Annotated in this window: 17 protein-coding genes; 2 read left to right on the top strand and 15 right to left on the bottom strand. The window is 67.6% G+C overall.

Going from position 1 to position 21,993, the window contains the following annotated elements:
• Positions 1-97: 97 nt before the first annotated feature.
• The 6 genes from BLR51_RS18800 to BLR51_RS18820 form a co-directional block, all read right to left on the bottom strand.
• Positions 98-2,674: an HWE histidine kinase domain-containing protein gene (locus BLR51_RS18800; protein ID WP_242656778.1), complete on the bottom strand. Its 2,577-nt coding sequence runs from the start codon at positions 2,672-2,674 to the stop codon at positions 98-100.
• The gene (locus BLR51_RS27465; RefSeq protein ID WP_131821842.1) at positions 2,667-3,341 is read right to left on the bottom strand and encodes a heme oxygenase-like domain-containing protein; all 675 of its coding nucleotides are present in this window, start codon (positions 3,339-3,341) and stop codon (positions 2,667-2,669) included. The genes BLR51_RS18800 and BLR51_RS27465 overlap by 8 nt, the downstream gene beginning before the upstream one ends.
• 83 nt (positions 3,342-3,424) lie before the next feature.
• Positions 3,425-4,468 carry a YeeE/YedE family protein gene (locus BLR51_RS18805; RefSeq protein WP_089849862.1) on the bottom strand — a complete coding sequence of 348 codons (1,044 nt, stop codon included), beginning with the start codon at positions 4,466-4,468 and terminating at the stop codon, positions 3,425-3,427.
• Between the two features lie 185 nt (positions 4,469-4,653).
• On the bottom strand, positions 4,654-5,634 hold the full coding sequence (locus BLR51_RS18810; RefSeq protein WP_089849865.1) for an ABC transporter permease: 981 nt from the start codon (positions 5,632-5,634) through the stop codon (positions 4,654-4,656).
• Positions 5,627-6,664 carry an ABC transporter permease gene (locus BLR51_RS18815; RefSeq protein WP_089849867.1) on the bottom strand — a complete coding sequence of 346 codons (1,038 nt, stop codon included), beginning with the start codon at positions 6,662-6,664 and terminating at the stop codon, positions 5,627-5,629. The genes BLR51_RS18810 and BLR51_RS18815 overlap by 8 nt, the downstream gene beginning before the upstream one ends.
• A gap of 284 nt (positions 6,665-6,948) precedes the next feature.
• Complete coding sequence (locus tag BLR51_RS18820) at positions 6,949-8,658, bottom strand: peptide ABC transporter substrate-binding protein (RefSeq protein WP_089849869.1); 1,710 nt, start codon at positions 8,656-8,658, stop codon at positions 6,949-6,951.
• 235 nt (positions 8,659-8,893) lie between these two features.
• Between BLR51_RS18820 and BLR51_RS18825 the strand changes: the two genes are divergently transcribed.
• Positions 8,894-10,726 (top strand): ABC transporter ATP-binding protein, encoded by a 1,833-nt coding sequence (locus BLR51_RS18825; protein ID WP_089849871.1) that lies wholly within the window; start codon positions 8,894-8,896, stop codon positions 10,724-10,726.
• Between the two features lie 129 nt (positions 10,727-10,855).
• Here BLR51_RS18825 and BLR51_RS18830 read toward each other — a convergent pair whose 3' ends face one another.
• Entirely contained in the window at positions 10,856-11,875 is a 1,020-nt protein-coding gene (locus tag BLR51_RS18830; protein ID WP_089849873.1) for a 1-aminocyclopropane-1-carboxylate deaminase, read from the bottom strand.
• A 140-nt stretch (positions 11,876-12,015) separates the two neighbouring features.
• Here BLR51_RS18830 and BLR51_RS18835 point away from each other — a divergent pair, with 140 nt between their 5' ends.
• Positions 12,016-12,492, top strand: a complete 477-nt coding sequence (locus BLR51_RS18835) for an Lrp/AsnC ligand binding domain-containing protein (protein WP_089849874.1) — start codon at positions 12,016-12,018, stop codon at positions 12,490-12,492.
• A gap of 16 nt (positions 12,493-12,508) precedes the next feature.
• Here the strand turns inward: BLR51_RS18835 and BLR51_RS18840 are convergent, their stop codons facing one another.
• The 8 genes from BLR51_RS18840 to BLR51_RS18875 are packed head-to-tail and all read right to left on the bottom strand — an operon-like array spanning position 12,509 to position 21,982.
• Positions 12,509-13,726: an NAD(P)/FAD-dependent oxidoreductase gene (locus BLR51_RS18840; protein ID WP_089849876.1), complete on the bottom strand. Its 1,218-nt coding sequence runs from the start codon at positions 13,724-13,726 to the stop codon at positions 12,509-12,511.
• 9 nt (positions 13,727-13,735) lie between these two features.
• The gene (locus BLR51_RS18845) at positions 13,736-14,068 is read right to left on the bottom strand and encodes a RidA family protein (RefSeq protein ID WP_089849878.1); all 333 of its coding nucleotides are present in this window, start codon (positions 14,066-14,068) and stop codon (positions 13,736-13,738) included.
• 17 nt (positions 14,069-14,085) lie between these two features.
• Positions 14,086-15,594: an amidase gene (locus BLR51_RS18850; protein ID WP_089849880.1), complete on the bottom strand. Its 1,509-nt coding sequence runs from the start codon at positions 15,592-15,594 to the stop codon at positions 14,086-14,088.
• A gap of 31 nt (positions 15,595-15,625) precedes the next feature.
• Complete coding sequence (locus BLR51_RS18855; RefSeq protein ID WP_089849882.1) at positions 15,626-16,441, bottom strand: sulfite exporter TauE/SafE family protein; 816 nt, start codon at positions 16,439-16,441, stop codon at positions 15,626-15,628.
• Positions 16,441-17,835 (bottom strand): M20 family metallopeptidase, encoded by a 1,395-nt coding sequence (locus BLR51_RS18860; RefSeq protein ID WP_089849884.1) that lies wholly within the window; start codon positions 17,833-17,835, stop codon positions 16,441-16,443. Before BLR51_RS18860 ends, BLR51_RS18855 begins: the two co-directional genes overlap by 1 nt.
• Positions 17,836-17,847: 12 nt before the next feature.
• Entirely contained in the window at positions 17,848-19,428 is a 1,581-nt protein-coding gene (locus BLR51_RS18865) for a gamma-glutamyltransferase (RefSeq protein ID WP_089849886.1), read from the bottom strand.
• Complete coding sequence (locus BLR51_RS18870) at positions 19,425-21,086, bottom strand: ABC transporter ATP-binding protein (RefSeq protein ID WP_089849888.1); 1,662 nt, start codon at positions 21,084-21,086, stop codon at positions 19,425-19,427. The genes BLR51_RS18865 and BLR51_RS18870 overlap by 4 nt, the downstream gene beginning before the upstream one ends.
• Entirely contained in the window at positions 21,086-21,982 is an 897-nt protein-coding gene (locus tag BLR51_RS18875; protein WP_375342691.1) for an ABC transporter permease, read from the bottom strand. The genes BLR51_RS18870 and BLR51_RS18875 overlap by 1 nt, the downstream gene beginning before the upstream one ends.
• Between the last annotated feature and the right edge of the window lie 11 nt (positions 21,983-21,993).

The raw sequence follows: 21,993 nt of genomic DNA on the forward strand, positions 1-21,993 counted from the left end.
GGGGGCGCTGCCCCCTCTGCGGCTTTGCCGCATTCACCCCCGGAGTTTAGGGGCAAGATGAAGGGGCAGGGCCGCGCGCCCGCCCCTTTTTTTCGGGTCAGCTCTGACGGTCGAGCGCCTTGCGGAAGGCCTCGGCGAGGCTGTGTTCCGAAAATGGTTTCTGCACGATCTCGCAGGGCGGGTAGGCCGCGATGATCTCCTGCGCCTCGCCATAGCCGGTGGCGACGACGAAGGGGATGCCCAGTTCCGCCAGCCGTTCCGCCACCGGCACCGACTGTTCCTTGCCCAGATTGACGTCGAGCAGCGCAAAATCCGGCGGTCCGGCGGCGATGGTCGCCAGCGCTTCGGAGACCGAGGCGCAGATGGTGACCTCGGAGGCGCCTGCCGCTTCCAGCGTGCTCTGCGCGTCAAGCGCGATGATCAGGCTGTCCTCGACCACAAGACCGCGCCCCTCCAGAGCCGCAGGGGCGCGGGGGGCCCTTGCTTGGGGGGCTGCGGCGGGCTGCTGGTCCTCGGGCAGGAAGGCCGTGACATGGGCGGGCGGGATGCGGAAGCGGGCCTCGAGCCCGGTGACGTGATAATCCACCTGCGCGTCGCCTTTCAGCTCGTGCGGGATCGAGGTTTCGATGATCGTGGTGCCGAAGCCGCGCCGTCTGGGCGGGCTTACCGGCGGGCCGCCGCGTTCCACCCAGCGGATCTCCAGCGCGCCGCCCCTGTCTTCGGAGAGGGTGATCCGCACCGATCCCGAATTGTCGCAGAGCGCGCCGTATTTGACCGAATTAGTGGTCATCTCGTGCAGCACCAGCGCCAGCGCCGTGTAGGCATTGGGGCCGATCAGCGCATCGGGCCCGTCGATGCGCAGCCGTCTTGCGCCGGGCTGGGCATAGGCGTCAAACTCGCAGGTGATCAGCGATTTCAGCGAGGCGGGCTCCCAGCGTTCGGCGGTCAGCTGGTCATGGGCGCGGGCCAGCGACTGGATGCGCCCGTCTAGGTTCGCGGTGAATTCGCCAAGGCTGCGCGCGCTGCTTTTGGTCTGCGCCACCAGCCCGCGCATCAGGTTCAGGATATTGCGCACCCGGTGGTTCAGTTCCGAGATCAGAAGCTGCTGCTGCTGCTGGGCATGGCGGCGTTCTTCGGAGGCGGCATCGGTGATCTTGAGGAAGATCTCCAGCAGCACGGTGCGCAGCAGGTCGGCGGCATGGCGGGCATGGGGGGACCATGGCGCGGAACGGCCGCGCACGGTTTCCTGCCAGACTTCGAAGCTTTTGCGCGGGGTCAGCCGCACACCGTTGGGGCCGAGCGTCGCGGGTTTGGCGGGATCGCCCGCCCAGTCCACCGTGGTCACCTGTTCGCGGCGGCAGAGGGCAATGTAATCGCGCGGGCGGCGCGAGATCGGGATCGCAAGCACCCCCGCGCAGCGTCCGGCGTAATCCGCGGCGGGGGGATGCACCTCGGCAAGATGTTCCGAGGCGAAGACGCCCGAGCCGATGCTGCGGTCGAAGACGCGGGCAAGGGCGCGGAATTCTTCTTCGGTGGGGGTGTCGCCGGTGGCATGCACATGGCCGTCGGTGAACAGCACCATGCCGTCATGCGGGATCACGGCGCGCAGGTCGTCGGACACCGACAGCAGCGTTTCGGGCAGGGCCGCGCCATTGGCCATATGCGCCATGAGACGGCTCTGCAGCTGCGCCATGTCGGCCTGCGCCTTGGCCTTCTGCCGCTCCAGATGGCGGCCCAGTTCATAGGCGAAGAGATGGGCGAACATCTCTATGGCGGTGCGGCGTTCGAAATCGATGTAGCGCGGGCTGTCATGGTGGCAGGCAAAGAGCCCCCACAGCTCGCCGTCGCGCATGATCGACACCGACATCGAGGCGCGCACCCCCATGTTGCGCAGATATTCGATATGGATGGGCGAGACCGCCCGCGTCACCGACAGCGACAGGTCGAGCGGCGCCCCGGTCACGGTCTGCGGCGGCAGGATGGCGGCGCCCGGATCTTCGGTATCGGCGATCAGCCGCAGCAGCGCCCGGGCATAAAGCGCGCGGGCCTGCGCGGGAATGTCCGAGGCCGGAAAGCGCTGGCCCATGTAGCGCGGGCCGCGGTCGGCGCGGTCTTCGGCGATCACCCGGCCCGACTGGTCGGGCTGGAATTCATAGACCATCACGCTGTCAAAGCCCGACAGCGCGCGCAGGCCGCGCGCCGCCTCGCGGGCAAGATCGGCGAGACCCGCCTCCGGGGGCAGGGCGCGGATATGCGGATAGACCTCGCTCATCACGTCGCCGCCGCGGCGCGGGGTCTTCGGCTCCAGCTCCACGATCAGATGCGCGCCGCTGTAATGCATCGACACGTCAAAGCCCTGTCCCCGCGCGGTCAGCACCACGTCAAAAAGCCGCGTGGTGCCGTCCTGCTGTCCGGCGGCGCGCAGGTTGCTGCGCAGCCGCTCGAACCCGTCGCTGACGATCAGATCCGACAGCGGACGGCCCAGCAGGCTGTCTTCGGGCAGGCCAAGCAGTCCGGCTGCGTTTTCCGAACAGTGCTGCACGATCCAGTCCTGCGACACCGCCAGCAGCGCGCCATAGGATTGCACGCGGCCCAGCTGGTGGATCGGTTCACGGTCGCAATTGGTCAGGTCGACGGGCGCCGTGCCGGTTTCGGGGGAAAACGTGTCAGCCAAGAAGAAGGTCTTTCCGTGTCTGGGCGGGGCGCGGCGGGGCTTGCCGCGGGGGAGATGCCGCTGGGGGGGCCTGCGCGGCCAGCGCGAAGATCTGGAAGGCGCGCCGCGCATCGGCGCAGATCCGGGCGGCGCGGGGGCTGGCGGGGTCGATGCCGTCGAGCAGGGTGCAGAGCGCGCGCCACTCTGCCGGGGCCTGCGTGGCGGTGAAAGAGCGGGGCAGCGGGGCATGGCCCGCCTCGGTCAGCCGTCGCCGCAGCACCTCCGTGCCCAGCCGGGATCCGGTCGCGATATACTCTGCCGCAAGCGGGTCCAGCCGGTGGGGCGCGGCAAGGCGGGGCACAGCGAGCCCGCGCGCGGCACAGTCGGCCTGCAGCACGTCCAGCACCTGCGGCAGCACCGATCCGCCGGGCAGATCGGGCGCGGCCTGTCTCAGCGCGGCGAAGCCTGCGGCCTGCGCCTGCAGAAAGCGGTCCAGATGGCGGACCGGATCCGCCAGCATCGGGGCAAACAGCTTCTCGACGCGATCATGGTCGCGGGCGGTGCTGCGGCGAAGGAGGTGACGGAAGCTCTCTGCTGCGGGGGCAGGCGGGCAGGCGGTCGGGGCGATGGTGGTCGGCGTGATCTGGTCGTTTCCCTGTCTTGCGGCATCGTGACAAAACCCCGGCAAAAAGCCGGGGCACGCTGCCACATTTCCCCGTAAACGCGGGAACAGACCCGCAGGTTCCCGGAAATACGAGATTTTTTCGTGATCTATTCTGCGGGCTGCAGGGCGGGCCGGATCTGCAGCAGGGCCGCCATTCCCAAGCCCCCCGCAGCGATGGCCGCCAGCGCCAGAAAGGCAGCGAAGGACAGGGTGGCGGTGCCCGACAGGCCCGCACCCACGGTGCAGCCCCCGGCCAGAACGCCACCCGCGCCCATCAGCACCGCACCCGCCAGATAGCGTCCGGTCTCACGCGGGGAGGAGAAGCTTTGCCACTGGAACCGGCGGCTGACCAGCGCGGAGCCGAGCGCCCCCAGCAGCACGCCGCCCACCAGACCTGCGCCAAAATTCGCGGGCACGGCAGTGCCGGCGATGGCCCAGAACAGGCTGTCCGCCATGCTGGAGGTGAAGGCGAGGCTTTCCACCGCGATGGGGTCGAATTCATCCTGCAGCACCAGCCCGGTGCCGACCCAGCCCAGCGGCACCAGCAGACCCAGCGCCGCCGCCTGCACCAGCAGCGCGGGCCGCGCGCCGGAGCGCAGCGCCAGCACCAGCGCGCCCGCCGCCAGCAGCGCCGTCCAGACCAGCGGGCCGCCGGGCAGGGCGGCAAAGCCGGTGAGCGTGCCCAGATCCAGCGTGACGCCGCCCAGCGTGGTGCGCAGCGGCGCCAGCAGGCCCTTCAGCGTGGCATGGGCGGTGACGGCAAAGACCAGCACCACGGTCAGCGCGCGCAGGTTGCCCGAGCCGGTGAGCACGGTCAGCCGCGAGATGCAGCCCCGCGTCAGCACCATGCCCGCGCCAAACATCAGCCCGCCCGCAAGGATGGCCGCCACCGGCAGGGCCTGCGCGTAAAAGCGGTGATCGTCGAAGCTGATCCAGCCCAGAGCCACCGCCGCCTGCGTGCCGAGCAGGGCCGCGGCAAAGCCCGCGAGCCAGACGCCACGGGCCTGCGGGGCGTCCTCGCCCACCAGCGCGCGGCGGAAACAGAAGGCGGTGCGTTCCGCCAGCAGGCCAAACAGCAGGCCAAGCCCCACGCCAAAGCCCACCGCAACCTGCGGCGCTGTCAGCGACTGAAAGCCAAGGGTTTCGAACATGGCGCATCCTCCGGGGTCTGGAACACCGGACCAGATGGCCGAGCCTGTGCGGCTTGGCAAGGGGGGCGGGGCGAAGGATTTCCCGCCTGCCTGCCTTTGGGGCGAACCGCTGTTCCGCCGGATGCGGAACGGGCGGGGGATGGTCCGTCCCCCGCCCGTGCCTGCGATGCGCGCGTTCCTATTTTTCAGCGCCCGCGGATTCTTGGGTCCAGCGCGTCGCGCAGCCCGTCGCCAAGGTAATTCACCCCCAGCACGGTCAGCGAGATGGCGATGCCCGGCAGCAGCACGCGTTCGGGGAAATCCTCCATCCGGGCGACGGCATCGGCCAGCATCTTGCCCCATGTCGGGAAGTCCGACGGAAAGCCCACCCCCAGAAAGGACAGCGCGGATTCGGTGATGATCGCCGTGGCGAGCCCCAGCGTGGCCGAGACCATGATCGGCGACAGCACGTTGGGCAGCAGGTGGCGGCGGATGATCTTGAAGGGCCGCGTGCCGATGGAGCGCGCCGCCAGCACAAATTCCCGTTCCTTCAGCGCAAGGATTTCGCCGCGCACGATCCGTGCCGTGGGCATCCACGAGGTGATGCCGACCACGGCCACGATCAGGATGAACATCCCGCCTTCAGGGCCGAAATTGGCGCGCAGCGGCTGGCGGAACAGCGTCACCGCCACCAGCAGCAGCGGCAGGATCGGCAGCGACAGGAACAGGTCCGTGAGCCGCATCAGCACGCCATCCGCCTTGCGGAAATAGCCCGCCATGACGCCGATGCCGGTGCCGATGATCAGCGACAGCAGCATCGCCGCCCAGCCTACCGCCATGGACGCGCGGCCCCCCGCGATCAGCTGCGAAAGGTTGTCGCGGCCCAGCTGGTCAGTGCCCAGCGGATGACCCCAGCCGGTCTTGGCGGTGCTGTCCCAGAGGGCTGTGTAGATGGGGCGCATGTCCTTGGCGCGGATGTCCAGCCGCTGCGGGTCCAGCGTCCAGAGCCATGGCCCGAACAGCACGCCCAGCGTGATGATCAGCAGGAAGGCGGCCCCGACCATGGCGCCCTTGTGCTTGCGGAACTGGCTCCAGACATCGCGCCACTGCGACCGGGGCGGGCGGTCCGGCCCCTTGTCGCGAAGGGCCTCGATCGGAGCGGGGGAGGAGGGCACGGGTTCAGTCATAGCGGATCCTCGGGTCGAGAAGGCCGTAGAGGATGTCGGCGATCAGGTTGAAGAGCACGATCAGCATCGCGAAGATGAAGGTCAGCGTCATCACCATGGGCAGGTCATTGGCAAAGAGCGCGGTCAGCAGCAGCTGGCCGATGCCGTTCACCTTGAACACGTTTTCGGTGATGATGGCGCCGCCGAAGATGGCAGGCACGCCAAGCGCGATCACCGTGACCACCGGGATCATGGAATTGCGCAGCACATGGACCATGACCACCACCGCCTCCGACAGGCCCTTGGCGCGGGCGGTGCGGACGTAATCCTGATTGAGGTTGTCCAGCATCGAGGCGCGCATGTAGCGCGACAGCTGCGCCGTGGTCTGCAGCGCCAGCACCATGACCGGCATCACCATCTGATAGATCTGCACCTTGAAGCTGGCCCAGTCGTTGACGACATGGGTGGTGTCATAGATCGACGGGAACCAGCCCAGATAGACCGAGAAGATCACGATCAGCAGCGGCCCGGTGAAGAAGGGCGGGATCGAAAAGCCGATCATCGTGACAAAGGTGCCCGCCTGATCGAAGACGGAATACTGCCGGTAGGCGGAATAGATGCCGATGGGCAGCGCGATCAGCACCCCCACCACATAGGCAAGCCCCACCACCCACAGCGTCTGCGGCAGGCGCTGCAGCACGATGTCCATGACTGGCGAGCGGGTCTGCCACGAGATCACCCGCAATTCGCCCTGATAAAGCTGCGTGTCGGGCAGCCAGCCCAGCAGCAGGCTGTCGCGGGTCAGCCAGTCGATGAAGATCTTGGGCTCGGTCCAGAACACCTGCACCAGCCATTTCCAGTACTGCACCAGCACCGGTTCGCCCAGACCCAGCGCCTGACGCATCTTTTCCTTGACCTCGGGCGGGACGGTCAGCGGCACCTGCGCCATGGGATCCCCCGGCGCCAGCTGCAGCAGCATGAAGATCACGAAGCTGATGAAAAACAGCGTGGGAATCGCCAGCACAAGGCGGCGGACGGCAAAGGTCAGCATGGGGTGCCCCCCGGTGACTGCGGGTGAAGGTGGGGGCAGGCCGGGAAATGCCGCGGCCTGCCACGTCGCCGCAAGGCGGTGCAGGGTCTGGTCGTCATATCGTCCTTGTCGGATGTAAGAGGGCCGAAGGGGCGGGGCAGCCAGCGCCGAAAAGCGAAACCGCGACCGCCGGATCGGCAGGCCCCGAAGTCGTGGCCGGGTGGGGTCCGGAGGAAATCCGTCACGCGCTGTCCTTCCAGAAAACCGGCCCCCGCAGGCGCGGGGACCGGTGTGTCAGAAGGACGTCAGCCGTCGATGCGATACCAGTCGGCAGCGTTCCAGAGTTCGCTGTCCCACGTGTTCAGCACCACACCGCCCAGCGTGTTCGACTTGGCGGAAACGCGGCCCCGGTCCACCAGCGGCACGATGGTCATGGTTTCCTTGGTGATGATGTCATTCAGCCGCTTCGCGATCTCTCCGCGCTTTTCCAGCTCGCCGGTCTGGGCCAGCTCGTCGAGCAGCGCGTCATATTCCTCGTTGCAGAAGCGGTTGATGTTCTCACCCTGCCACTGGCTGGACGGCTTCGGCTCGTTGCCGCAGCGATACATGGACAGGTAGGACTGCGGATCGGTGCCGTCGAAGTTGTTGGCGTACATTTCCACGTCGGCATAGAATTTCTGGAAGGTGTCGGGCGAACCCGGATCCCCGCCGAAGAACACCGACGAATCGACGTTGCGCAGTTCGGTTTCCACGCCGATCTCTTCCCACCACTGCTTGATCAGCGCCTGGAAATCCTGACGCACGGCATTGGTGGAGGACTGGTAGAGCAGCGACAGCTTCATGCCGTCCTTCTCACGCACGCCGTCGCCGTCGCTGTCGGTCCAGCCGGCCTCTTCCAGCAGCGCCTTGGCGCCTTCGAGGTCTTGGGTCAGGCATTCGGTGTTGGTTTCAGAGGCGTAAAGCTCGGGCGCGGGCACGAGGTTGCAGGTCGGACGACCGGCGACGCCATAGCCGATCTCGGTCAGCAGCGCGCGGTCGATCGCCATGGACAGCGCCTTGCGCACGTTGAAATCCGACAGGATCGGGTGCGGATGAGCGACGGTGGACCGCTCGCCCTCGGGCAGGGAGGGCGAGGGATCGGTCATGTTCATCTCGATCCGCTCGACCAGCGTGCCGAACGCGGTGATGGGCTCGCCGGTGCCGCCTTCGGCCATGGAGGCGATGACATCGGGTGCCAGCTGCAGGTTCCACGCATAGTCGAATTCGCCGGTCTGCAGCACGGCGCGGGCGGCGGATTCGGCATCGCCGCCGCCTTTCAGCGTGGCGGTCGCGAAGGCGGGCTTGGCCGGGTCGCGGTAATTCGGGTTGGCGGAAAGCGAGATCACGTCATTAGGCTTGAACTCGTCCACCACGAACGGGCCGGTGCCGATCGGGTTGAAGTTGGCCTCGGTGCAGGAGGAGGCGTTGGCGCCCTTGCACTGCTCGAACTGCGCCTTCTGCAGGATGGGCGACTGGTTGCCCATGAAGGGGCCGTAGGGGTTCGGCATCGGCTTGTCGAAGGTGACCACCACGGTCAGATCATCGGGGGTGTCGATGCTGGCCACGTTGGAGAATTTCGCCAGCTGCGCGCAGCCGCCTTCGGGATCCATGCAGTAATCGGCGGTGAATTTCACGTCAGCCGAGGTCACGGGCGTGCCATCGGACCACAGCAGGCCCTCTTTCAGCTTCCACGTGATCTGGGTCAGATCCTCGGACACGCCGCCGTTTTCCACGGTGGGGATTTCTTGGGCCAGATAGGGCACCAGCGCGCCGGTCTGGTCGTAGCGGCCCAGCGGCTCCAGCACCAGCGACGCGGCTTCGATGTCCTTGGTCCCGCCCGACAGGAAGGGGGTCATGATCGACGGCGCCTGCCAGTAGATGATGTTCACATGGCCGTCTGAGCCACGCTCTGCAAAGGCGGCGGGCGCCAGCGAAACGCCAGCGGCAGCCCCGAGCAAGAGGGTCTTGAGCTTCATGGATCTCTCCTTGTTGGACATCAGTTGATCTGAGTCGTCTCTGTTTCGTCGAAGGGGGCAGCGTTTTTCCCCGGCCCATTCCCCCGGGCGCCGGTTCGCGCCGCTCTCCTTGCCGAATATCGAAACAGAACGGAAGGAAAATGCAAGCATTGCCTTGGAGTAAGCAGGGTCAGGGGTTTGACAGTTCCGCGCCGCTGCCCTTAGCGTTTGCATCTGACAAGCACGGAGAGCTCATATGCTGGACAGCGCCCCCGCGCAGCCCATCGCCCGCATCGAACGCCTGCGGGTGCAATTCCAGACCAAGGACGGCCCCGTCACCGGGGTCGAGGACGTGAGCTTCGACATCGCGCCCGGAGAGACGGTCTGCGTCGTGGGCGAATCGGGGTCGGGGAAATCCGTCTCCTCGCTGTCGCTGATGCGGCTCATCGAATATGGCGGCGGCGAGATTGCCAATGGCCGCCTGCTGTTCGACCGCAAGGAGGGCGGGCAGGTCGATCTGGCGCAGATGGATCAGGATCTGATGCGCACCATCCGCGGCAACGAGATCGGCATGATCTTTCAGGAACCGATGACCGCGCTCAACCCGGTCTTCACCGTGGGCCGCCAGCTGACCGAAGGGCTGCGGGTGCATCGCGGCATGTCGCGCCAGCAGGCGGAGGCGCGGGCGCTGGAACTGATGCAGCAGGTGCGCATCCCCGAACCGGAGCGGCGGCTGAAACAGTATCCGCATGAACTGTCGGGCGGCATGCGGCAGCGGGTGGTGATCGCCATGGCGCTGGCCTGCAAGCCGCGCCTGCTGATCGCGGACGAGCCGACCACCGCGCTTGACGTGACGATTCAGGCGGAAATCCTTGCGCTGATGGACCGGCTGAAGCGGGAAACCGGCACGGCGGTGATGTTCATCACCCATGACATGGCGGTGGTGGCGCAGATGGCCGACCGCGTGGTGGTCATGTTCCGCGGCACCAAGGTCGAGGAAGGCACGGTCGAGGAGATTTTCGAGCGGCCCAAGCATCCCTATACGCAGGCGCTGCTGGCTGCCGTGCCCAAGCTGGGCGAGATGACCGGCAAGGCGCTGCCCGAACCGATGAAGCTGCTGGGCCGCGAGGCCGAGGTGCCCAAGCCCATCCCCGGCAGCGACAAGCCGCTGCTGACCGTCGAAGGTCTGGTGACGCGCTTTCCGGTGAAGGGCGGCTTTTTCCGCCGCACCATCGCCAATGTCCACGCGGTGGAGAATGTGAGCTTTACCGTCAACAAGGGCCAGACGCTGAGCCTTGTCGGCGAATCGGGCTGTGGCAAATCCACCTGTGGCCGGTCGATCCTGCGGCTGATCGAACCGCAGCAGGGCCGCATCGTGCTGGACGGGGTGGATGTGATGGGGCTTGGCCCCGAACATCTGCGCGACGCGCGGCGCGACATGCAGATGATCTTTCAGGATCCCTTCGCCTCGCTCAACCCGCAGCAGAAGCTGGCCGATGCAGTGGCCGAGCCCATGCGCAATTTCGGCACCCACAAGGGATCCGAGGTGATGGACCGCGTGGCGCATCTGTTCGACCGGGTGGAACTGCCGCGCAGCTACATGCGCCGCTATCCGCATGAACTGTCGGGCGGGCAGCGCCAGCGCATCGCCATCGCCCGCGCGCTGGCGCTGAACCCCAAGCTGATCGTCGCCGACGAGGCGGTGTCGGCGCTGGACGTGTCGGTGCAGGCGCAGGTGCTGAACCTGATGATGGAGCTTCAGGCCGAACTGGGCCTGTCCTACCTGTTCATCAGCCATGACATGGCGGTGGTGGAACGGGTCAGCCATCGGGTGGGGGTCATGTATCTGGGCCGCATCGTGGAAATCGGGCCGCGCGCGGCGGTGTTCGAGAACCCGCAGCACCCCTATACGCGGGCGCTGATGCTGGCGGTGCCGGTGGCCGACCCGCACCGGCGCAAGTCGGAAAAGGATCTGAACTTCAAGCCGATCCCGTCGCCGATCCATCCCGTGGGCTATGAACCCGCGCCCAATGTCTATGACGAGGTGTCGCCCGGACATTTCGTGCTGACCTCGGACAGCGGCTACTGAGCCTGCGCTCCGGCGCTCCGGCGCCCTGCGCGCCCGGAAAATAGGCATCAGCCCCCGCCTGCAGCGTCTGCGGGCGCCCGGACAATAAACATCCCCCCGCCCGCAGCACCTGCGGGCGGGGGTCTGCGTTCAGCCTTCGCGGTAGTAATAGCTGTAGCCGTTGAGCGCGGGCGCGCCGCCCAGATGGGCGTAAAGCACCTTCGATCCCTTGGGGAAGAAGCCCTTCTTCACCAGATCGATCATGCCCTGCATGGATTTGCCCTCATAGACCGGGTCGGTCATCATCGCCTCGGTGCGGGCGGCAAGGCGGATGGCCTCGTTGGTCTCTTCCGAGGGCACGCCATAGGCGGGATAGGCGTAATCTTCGTTGATGACGATTTCATCGTCCCGCACCGGGCGGCCGAGGTCGACCAGCTCCGCCGCGTTGTCGACGATCTGGCGCACCTGCGCCCGGGTCTGCTCGGGCGTGCCCGAGGCGTCGATGCCGATCACCCGGTCGGCGCGGTCCTGTGCGGAAAAGCCCACGATCATGCCCGCCTGAGTCGATCCGGTGACCACGCAGACCACGATGTAATCGAACTGGAAGCCCAGATCGGCCTCCTGCTGCGCCACTTCCTCGGCAAAGCCGATATAGCCCAGTGCCCCATATTTGTGCACCGAGGCGCCAGCGGGGATGGCATAGGGCTTGCCGCCGCGGTCCTTGACCGACTGGATCGCGTCTTCCCAGCTTTTGCGGATGCCGATGTCGAAGCCATCCTCGACCATGCGCGATTCGGCGCCCATGAGCCGGGTCATCAGGATGTTGCCGACGCGGTCATAGACGGCATCAAAATGCGGCACCCATTTTTCCTGCACCACCACGCAGTCCATGCCCAGTTTTGCGGCAGTGGCCGCCACCATCCGCGTGTGGTTGGACTGCACGCCGCCGATCGACACCAGCGTGTCGGCGCCTTCCTTCAGGGCGTCGGGCACAATGTATTCCAGCTTGCGCAGCTTGTTGCCGCCCATGGCGAGGCCGGAATTGCAGTCGTCGCGCTTGGCATAGATCTGCACGTCGCCCCCCAGCGCCTCGGTCAGGCGGGGCAGGTGTTCGATGGGGGTGGGTCCGAAGGTCAGGGGGTAACGGTCGAATTTGTCCAGCAGCGACATGCGGCAGCCTCCTTGTTGCGATGGGCGGCAGACTAGCGCCGTATCCCTGAAAGGTGCTTGCAAACTTGGGGCTTGGTTTTTGTGATCTGTGGGGAAATAACGGAGCAGGGTCGCAGCTTTGCCAGACAGGAGCCGCTGGAATGGAAGAATCTTCCACACAGGATCTGGACCGAATCGACCGGTCGATTCTGCGCCATCTGCAGCGCGACGGGCGGCTGACCAATGCCGAGATCGCGCGGCTGGTGAATGTCTCTGCCGCCACCTGTCACCGGCGCACGCAGCGGCTGTTCGATCTGGGCCATGTCATGGGGGTGCAGGCGCGGGTGGCGCCGCAATCGGTGGGGCTGGGGGCGCTGGTCATGGTGGGGGTGGTGCTGGACCGGTCCACCCCGGACAGCTTTGCCGCCTTCGAGGGCGCGGTCAGCGCCCGCAAGGAGGTGCTGGACTGCCACCTTGTCGCCGGAGATTTCGACTACCTGCTGAAAATCCGGGTGCGCGACATGGCGGATTTCAACCTGCTGCACGGGCGCATGCTGATCGCGCTGCCGGGCGTGCGCCAGATCCGCACCTTCTTCGTGATGAAGGAGGTGAAAGAGAACGCGCCGCTGCCGTTCTGACCTGCCGTTCCGGGGGTCAGAGCCGCCTTGCGCCGGGGGACAGCGCGCGGGTCAGCTCATCCTCGCGCCCGTCCATGATTTCTGCCAGCAGCCGCCCCGTGGTGGGGCCAAGGGTAAATCCCTGATGGCCGTGGCCAAAATCGAACCACAGCCCGCGATGGCGCGGTGCTGCCCCCACCAGCGGCAGCATGTCGGGCAGGCAGGGGCGGTGGCCGTGCCAGATGCTGTCCGGCACAGGATCGCCCAAGGGGACAAGCTCCGCCGCCGCCTGCGCGCCGCGCTGCAGCTGGCGCAGGTCGCGCGGCGCGGCAAGCCCGGTCAGATGCGCGCCCGTGGTGATGCGCAGCCCGCGCGCCATGCTCGACAGCACGATGCCATTGTCCACATCCACATAGGGCCGCGCCAGCGTCGCGGGGCTGGCGAAATGGCCGTGATAGCCGCGTTTGGTCACCATCGGCACGCGGTAGCCCAGCCGTTCCAGCAGGGCGGGCGACCAAGGCCCAAGCGCCACCACCACGTCCGAGGCGGTGACCTCTCCGGCGCTGGTGTAAAGCCGCCAGCCCGGCCCGCGATTCGACAGGGACAGGATCTCTGCCGTGACGATCCGCCCGCCGCGCGCGGTCAGCAGATCCGCATAGGCGCGGCAAAGCGCGCCGGGGTCGCTGCTGCTCCAGCTGTCGGTCCATGTCAGGATGCCCGCAACGGGGGCATGCAGCGCGGGCTCGTCAGTGGCGAGGGTGGAGGCGATGCCATACCGCTCCCGCATCAGGTCGGCATGGCGGGCGGCGGCCTCCAGCGTGGCGGGCTGGCGGTGGATCTCGCCCAGTCCCGTGCGCCGGATCAGCGCCTCGCTGCCCGAGGCGGCGATGAGCGGCGCGTGGTCGGTCGTGGCGCGGGCCACCAGCCGGGCATAGCTTTGCGACAGCGCCTGATGCCGCACCGGGCTGGAATTGCCCCAATAGGTCCAGAGCGCTGCCGCCTGCCGCAGCACCCCGCGCGGGTGCCACAGCAGATCGTTGCTGCGCCCCCGCGCATAGGTCCAGAGCGTGGCGAGATCGCGCGGAAAGGCATAGGGTTCCGCCGCTTCCGCCTGAATCGCCCCCGCATTGCCGTGGCTGGTTTCCGCACCGGGGCCGGTGCGGTCGATGACGGTGACCGCATGTCCGGCCTCCTGCAGGGCAAGCGCGGCGCCCAAGCCCGCCATGCCTGCGCCCAGAATGACAGTCTCCGTCATCGGTCTGCCTCAGCCCTTGGCGATGACGGTGATTTCCACCTTCGCGTCGATCATCAGCGCGCAGCCGATGGTGGTGCGCACCGGAAAGGGTTCCGGAAAGCGCGCGGAATAGACCGCGTTGAAGGCGGCAAAATCCGCAGGATCGGTCAGGTAGCAGGTGCAGGAGATCACGTCGGCCAGCGACTTGCCCTCCTTGGCCAGTGTCGCCTCGATATTGTTAAGGCACTGTTCGGTCTGCGCGGTGATGCCCTCGGGCAGGGTGCCGTCAGGGGCAAAGCCCAGCTCGCCCGACAGATAAAGCGTGTCGCCGTGGCGGCGGGTCTTGGACAGGGGGATGGCCATGGATGGTCCTTTCAGGATCAGTCGAAGGTGTAAAAGCCGGGTGCGTCGCGCAGCGCCGGGGCCGCGCGCAACAGTGCAAGATCCGGGCGGCGCGGGGCAAGGGTGGAGCTGCCCGCGATGACGGCCTCCAGTTCGGCGGCGATGGCCAGCACCTCGGCATCGCCATGGCGGCGCCCGGTGATCTGCAGCCCGAAGGGCATGCCATTGGCGTCATGGCCGCAGGGAATGGTGATGGAGGGATGGCCGGGGATGGTGGTGGCATAGGCCAGCGCCAGCCAGTGGTAATAGCTTTGCGTGGGCGTGCCGTCGATCTGGGTGGGGTAGAACTCGCGCCACGGGCGCGGGCTGATGGTGACGGCGGGCGACAGCAGGATGTCGTGATGGTCGAAGAACCCCTGCCACGCGCGGTGATATTCCGCCTGCCGGTGCAGCGCCCAGGAAACGTCCTCGGCGGAATAGCGGCGGCCTTCGGCGACGTTGTCGGTGACGTTGGGGCCCACCTTGTCGGGCATGGTGTCCACAAGCTGCGCGTGTTTGCCCAAGAACTGCACCGCGCGCAGGATGGCAAAGATCCGGTCGGCTTCGGTGCAGTCGGGGGTGGTGTGGTCGAGCCGCCCGAACTGCGGCTCCAGCTCGGCCAGCGCCATCTGGAAATGGCTGCGGATCATTCCTTCGACCGGGGCAAAGCCGAAATCCTCGGTCGCGGCCACCCGCAGCGAGGACAGATCCCGCGCGGGCAGGGTGGCAAAGCCCGCCGGATCCCACGGTGTGCGCCCGTCCACCATCACCGTATAGGGATCGCGCCGGTCGGGCCGGGCCATGACCGACAGCATCAGCCCCAGATCGCCGACGCTGCGCGCCATGGGTCCGGGGGTGGGCAGCGGGATCAGCGCCGTGCCCCGGGTGTCGCCCGGCACCACGCCGGGGCTGGGACGGAAGCCCACCACGCCGCAATAGGCCGCCGGGTTGCGCAGGCTGCCGCCGGTATCCGACCCGGTGGCGAGCGGTGTATAGCCGCAGGCCAAAGCCACCGCCGAGCCGCCGGAGGATCCGGCGCAGGTGCGGCTCAGATCATAGGGGTTGGCGGTGACGCCATTGACGGTGTTGCGGGTGTTGGCGCCCGCGCTCCATTCCGGGGTGTTGGTCTTGCCCATGGGCAGCGCCCCCGCGCCGCGCAGCGCCACCACCATGGCATCGTCGCCGGTGGCGATGTTGTCGCGGAACACCTCTGATCCGTAGGTGGTGGGCAGGCCCGCCACATCCACCATGTCCTTGACCGCGAGCGGCAGCCCGTGCAGCGCCCCCAGCGGCGCGCCGCGCATCACCGCCGCCTCGGCGCTGCGCGCGCCTTCCAGCATGCCGTCAAAATCACGCGCGATCAGCGCGTTGACGGCGTGATCCACCGCCTCGGTGCGGGCGATGCAGGCCTCGGCCAGTTCCACCGGCGACAGCTGCTTGCGGGCGATCAGGCGGCGGGCGGCAAGGGCGCCCAGATCGGCGGGATCGGCGGGAAGGGAGGTGCTCATGGAATATGGCCTTTCATGGATAAGGAGGGGCTCAGCCCATCACGCCCTTGCGCAGCATGTTGCCCGCCAGCACCAGAACGGTGACGGCAAACACCACCCGCAGATGCGCGGGGCTCAGCCGGTGGGCAAGCCGGACGCCCAAGGGCACGGTGACCAGCGTGGCAAGCGTGACCAGCGCCACGGCGGGCAGGTTGACATAGCCCACGGTGTAGGGCGGCTTGCCGGTGATCTGCCAGCCGGTCAGCAGGAAGGTGATGAACGCGGGGACCGAGATCAGCAGCCCGAACCCGGGCGAGGTGCCCACGGCGCGATGCGGCGGCACGTTATAGGCGGTCAGCAGCGGCACGGTGAAAGACCCGCCGCCAATGCCCATCAGCGCCGAACAGAAGCCGATGAACCCGCCATAAACGGCGCTGAGCGCGCGCCCGGGCAGATCCTGCGCCAGCCGCCAGTGGCGCGGGCCAAAGGCCATATAAAGCCCCAGCGTCACGCCGATCAGGCCGAACACCACCTGCAGTTCGCGCGACCGCAGGGCGGCGGCGGCAAACACCCCCGCCACGGCGCCCACGGCGATGAACGGCCCCCAGCCCCGGATCAGGTGGGCGCTGACCGCGCCGCGCCGGTGATGCGCCAGAACCGACCGCAGCGAGGTGAAGATGATCGTGCCGGTCGAGGTGGCCACGCAGATCTGCATGAGCTGGTCGGGGTGATAGTCCAGCGCCTCGAAGACGTAATAGAACACCGGCACCAGCACGATGCCGCCGCCCACGCCCAGAAGCCCCGAAATGATGCCCGCCACCCCGCCTGCGGCGGCGATCAGGACCAGGAGCAGCAGCGCCTCCTGCATCACGCGGCCCGCCCGGGCAGACCGGCGCCTGCGGCGATCTCGGCGAAAAGCCCGGTCATGCCGATCAGCGCCTGCCGCGCCAGCGGCTTCAGGATATGTTCGTTGGGCGCGTGCTGCGAACAGCCCGCATAGGAATGCGGCACCCAGATCGTGGGCAGCGCCAGCACTTCGGCAAAGCAGTCATTGGGCAGCGATCCGCCCAGATTGGGCAGGATGTCCGGCGCGCGGTCGGTGGCGCGCTCCAGCGCCGCACTGGCAAAGCGCACCCACGGATGATCGGGGTCAAGCCGCGTGGCCGGAAAGCTGCCGCTGTCGGCAGCCTCGATGCGCACCTGCGTAAAGCCCTGCGCGTCCAGATGGCGGCGCAGCGCGGGCAGGATGTCCGCAGGATCGGTGCCCACCACATAGCGCAGCTGGCAGGTGGCGCGGGCATGGCCGGAAATGGCGTTGACCGGCGCCTCCGGCACGCCCGATTTCATCGCAAGCACCGCGAAGCTGTTCCAGCCAAAGACCCGTTCGGCGGGGCTCAGGCTTTCTTCGCCCCAGTCAGGGTCGAGCGCGATCCCGGCCTCGACGGCGGGCAGCACCGCCAGCACCTCGCGGATGCGCGGAGTCAGGCTGTCGGGGCGCCATTCCGGCACCCGGATCTGGCCGCGCGCATCGGTGATGCAGGCCAGCGCATGGGCAAGGATCATCGCCGGATCGGCCAGAAGCCCGCCGAAATTGCCGGAATGATGCGCGCCCTCGCGCAGATCCACCACCAGATCGAACATCGCGCCGCCGCGCGAGCCGGTAAAGATCGTGGGCCGGTCCGGGGTCAGGCGCGGCCCGTCCGAGGCGATGAACACATCCGCCGCCAGCAGACCGGCATTCTCCTCGCAGAACTGCTTCAGCCCCGGCGAGCCCGCTTCCTCGCCCATCTCGATCAGCAGCTTGGCGTTGAAGCCCAGACGGCCCTCCGCCTCGATCAGTGCCGCCATGGCGCGCAGGTTGATGAGATGCTGGCACTTGTTGTCGGCGCTGCCCCGGCCATAAAGCCGCTCGCCCTCTTCGGTCAGGGTGAAGGGGGTCAGCCCCGCGCGCCACTGGTCGGTCTGGGCGCGGATCACGTCGCCATGGCCATAGGTCAGCACGGTGGTCAGCGCCGGATCCTCGATCCGCTCCGCCGTCAGGATCGGGCCTGCCCCCGCCGGGTTGGCATGGATGCGGCAGGCAAAGCCCATGGCCTGCAGCATAGGGATCATCGCCTCGTCCAGATAGGCGCGCAGATGCGGCGCGCCATGCGGCTCCTGGCTTTCGGTGGGAAAGGCCACCAGCCGCGCCAGATCGGCCTGAAAGCGGCCCGTGTCGAAATAGTCTGCGCTGATCGCCAGCGCCGCGTCATGAGAGGTCATCGGATCGGTCTTTCAGGACAAAGGTTCGGCCACCCCATCGCCCCAAGGCGAAAAGGTCTCGGTCGTGCCGGAATTGACATCGCCTGTCCGCATCACCCCGGCGGGGCAGGCGAAGGCATAGGGAAAGGGCAGGCGCTGGGCGGTGGCGGTGGGAAAGCGCGCCGCCAGCGCCCCGGTCACCGCGCCCGCCAGCCGTTCGTCGGCGATCACCACATCGCCGCCCGACACGTCGAGCCGGGGGGCCTCGATCGCGTCCTGCAGGGTCATGCCCTGTTCGATCAGGTGGCCCGCGATCTGGCCCACGGCGGGCATGATCTTGCGCCCGCCGCTGGCGCCCAGCGCAAAGCGCCGCCCCGGCGCCTCGCCGATCACCGGGCAGACATTCATCAGGCAGCGCTTGCCGGGTGCCAGCGAGTTGGGCTTGCCCGGTTCCGGATCGAACCACATGATGCCGTTGTTGAGCATCAGCCCGGTCTGCGGCGACAGCGTGCGCGAGCCGAAGATCGACAGCAGCGTCTGGGTCATGGCGACCATGTTGCCCTGCCGGTCCACGATGGAAAAATGCGTGGTGCAGCCGGGGGCCTTGGCCGCCTCGTGATCGCCCATGCCAGCAAGCCGCGCCTCATAGGCGGCGCGCAGGGCCGTCGCGCGGGCCACATGCGCCTGCGGGCTTGCGGCCTCCGCTGCGGCATAATCCTGCTGCCAGCGCGCCACCGCATCGGCGAGCGTCGGCCCGGCGCTGAAGCTGGGCACCGCCCACAGCCCGCCGTCGCGGAAGGGGATGTGCAGCGGCGCCTGCCAGTCGGCGCGATAGCTGGCCAGATCGCCTGCGGTCAGGAAGCCGCCCTTGGCGGTCACATCGGCCACCAGCGCCTGCGCGATGTCGCCTTCGTAGAAATCGCGCGGGCCCGCCTCGGCCAGCCGGGTCAGGGTCGCGGCCATGGCGGACTGATCGAGCCGCAGTTCCGACTGCGCCGTCCAGCCAAAGATCTTGGGCCATGTGCCTTGATCCAGAAACAGCGCCGCCGCATCGGGATCGCGCGACAGCGCCTGCGCCGAGGAGGCGATGATCAGCGCGGCATACCAGTCGACCAGCATCCCCTGCTTGGCAAAGCTGATGGCCGGGGCCAGCAGGTCGGCCCATGGCATCCGGCCAAAGCGGCCATGCACCTCTGCCGCGCCCGCCACGGTGCCGGGCACCGCCACCGAGGATCCGCCGATGACGTTGCGATCCTCCACCACCGCTTCCCAGGGGAACAGATCCCCCGTGGCCTTGCCGGTGCCCGCCAGCGGGTAATGGGCCGGATCCAGCGCTTCGGACGCGCACATGCCGTAATTCACCGCATAGGCGCGGCCTTCGTCCTCGCGCCACAGCATCATGGCGCCGCCGCCCATGGGGCCGGACATCCACGGTTCCAGCACCCCGATGGCGAAGCTGACCGCCACCGCCGCATCGACCGCGTCGCCGCCTGCGGCCAGCACCTGCGCGCCTGCTTCGGCAGCCAGCGCATGCTGTGCCGCCACCACCCCGCCCGAGGTCGCGGTGACCCCCGGCTTGCGCACGCTTTGCGAACGCGAAAACGATCCGCTCATATCAACCCTCCCATGGCATCAAGCCGCGCGGGGGGCAGGGAGGCGATGTCGGGCACCTCCCAGGCCTGACCCGGCTGCGCGGCCAGCAGTTTCTGCGTATAGGCGTGTTTGGGGGTGCCGAACACCTCGTCGACGGTGCCGCGCTCCACGATCTCGCCTTTCTGCATCACGATGAGCCGGTCGCAGACCTGTGCCGCCACCCGCAGGTCATGGGTGATGAAAAGCACGGTCAGCCCCATGCGGTCGCGGATCTCGTTGAGCAGTTTCAGCACCTCTTTCTGCACCGACACATCCAGCGCCGACACCGCCTCGTCGGCGATCAGCACCTTGGGTTCGACCATCAGCGCGCGGGCGATGCAGATGCGCTGCCGCTGCCCGCCGGAAAACTGGTTGGGATAGCGGTTGAGCGCCTCCGGCTCCAGCCGCACGATCCGCATCAGCTCGCGGGCGCGCGCCATCACCTTGGCGCGCGGTTCGCCGAAATTGGTCGGCCCCTCGGCCAGCTGGTCGCCGATGGTGCGCCGCGGGTTGAGCGAGCCATACGGATCCTGAAAGACGATCTGGATGTCCTTGCGATAGGGGTGCAGCGCCCGGCGCGAATAACCCGCGATGTTGGTGCCCTCCACCCAGACCGCGCCGTTGTCCGGATCCTCCAGCCGGATCAGGCATTTGACCAGCGTCGACTTGCCAGAGCCGCTTTCGCCCACGATGCCCAGCGTTTCACCCCGGCGCACGCCGAATTCGATATCGCGGCAGGCATGGACGGTGCGGGCGGGGCGGAACATGGTGCCCCGGATGTGATAGGTCTTGTCCAGCCCCGCCACGCGCAGGATCTCTGGCGAGCGCGACAGATCCTGCCCCACGGCCCGGCTGCGGCGCGGCACGGCGTCGATCAGCAGGCGGGTATAGGGATGGCGGGGGCGGGTCAGCACCTCTTCAGCGGGGCCCTGTTCGACGATGCGGCCCTGCTTCATCACCACCACGCGGTCGGCAATCTCTGCCACCACGTCGAAATCATGGGTGACGAACAGGATGCCGGCGGAGTGTTTTTCGCGCAGATCCTTCAGCAGATGCAGGATCTGCGCCTGTGTCGACAGATCAAGCGCTGTGGTCGGCTCGTCCGCGATCAGCAGCGCCGGATCCAGCGCCAGCGCCATGGCGATGACGATGCGCTGGCGCTGCCCGCCCGACAGCTGATGCGGGTAGCTTTCGTAGATGCGCGGCGGGTCGGGCAGCTGCACCTCGTCCAGCAGATGCAGCGTGCGGGCGCGGCGCTCGGCCTTCGACAGCGTGGTGTGCTGTTCGAACATCTCCTCGATCTGGTCGCCCACGGTGTAGCAGGGATTGAGCGCCGACATCGGCTCCTGAAAGATCATCGCCATGCGGCGCCCGCGCAGCTTGGCATGTTCGGCGGCGGGCAGGGTCAGCAGGTCGCGCCCTTCGAACAGCACCTCGCCGGAACTGGGGGTCAGCGCCTTGGGCAGCAGCCCCATGGTGGTGAAGGCGGTGATCGACTTGCCGGAGCCGCTTTCGCCGACGATGCAGACGATCTCGCGCGGCTGGACCTGCAGGGTCAGCGCCTCGACCGCATGGGGGCGGTCGGCGCCGCGCGGCAGATCCACGGTCAGGTTGCGGATGGACAGGATGGGATCGGTCATCAGTTGCGCCCCTCGGGGGCGGTGACATCGCGGATGCCGTCGCCCAGCATGTTGATGGACAGGACCAGCAGGAACAGCGCCACGCCGGGAATGGTGATGAGCCACGGCTCGAACAGCAGCATTTCCTTGCCTTCGGAGATCATCAGCCCCCAGGACGGCGTGGGCGGCTGCACCCCCAGCCCCAGAAAGGACAGCGCCGCCTCAAGGATGATGGCATGGGCCATTTCCAGCGTGAAGATCACGATGAGATGGTTCATCACGTTGGGCAGGATGTCCTTCCACAGGATGCGCGGCAGCGAGGCGCCCAGCACCTCGGCGGCGGCGACATATTCCAGCTTGCGCACCTGCATGGTGGCGGCGCGCAGCACCACGGCGAAGCGGTCCCACAGCAGCAGGCCCAGCACGGTGACCACCACGGTCAGCGATCCGCCGAAAAGCGCCACCACCGCCAGCGCCACCAGCACCACGGGCATGGCGAGCCGCACGTTGATGAGAAAGGTCACCGCCATGTCGACGCGCCCGCCGAAATAGCCCGCAAGGATGCCAAGCGTCGATCCGATCAGCGCCGAGATGGTGGCGGCGAACAGCCCGATCATCAGCGACACCCGGGCGCCATGGGCCAGACGCGACCAGTAATCGCGCCCCAGCGCATCGGTGCCCAGCCAGTGCGTCGCCTCGCCGCCCAGAAAGACCGGCGGTTTCATCCGGGCCATCAGGCTTTGCGCATAGGGGCTGTGCTGGCTCAGCAGCGGGGCGAAGATGGCGATCAGCAGGATCACCAGCATCACCGCGCCGCCAAAGAGCAGGCCGCGATGGCGCAGCGCGCGGCGCAGCATCATCTGCCGGGGGCTGGGCTGGACCTCGCGCACGGGGGGGACGGGCGGGGTATGGGTCATGGAACTATCCG

Source organism: Salipiger marinus, assembly GCF_900100085.1.
Lineage (GTDB): Bacteria > Pseudomonadota > Alphaproteobacteria > Rhodobacterales > Rhodobacteraceae > Salipiger > Salipiger marinus.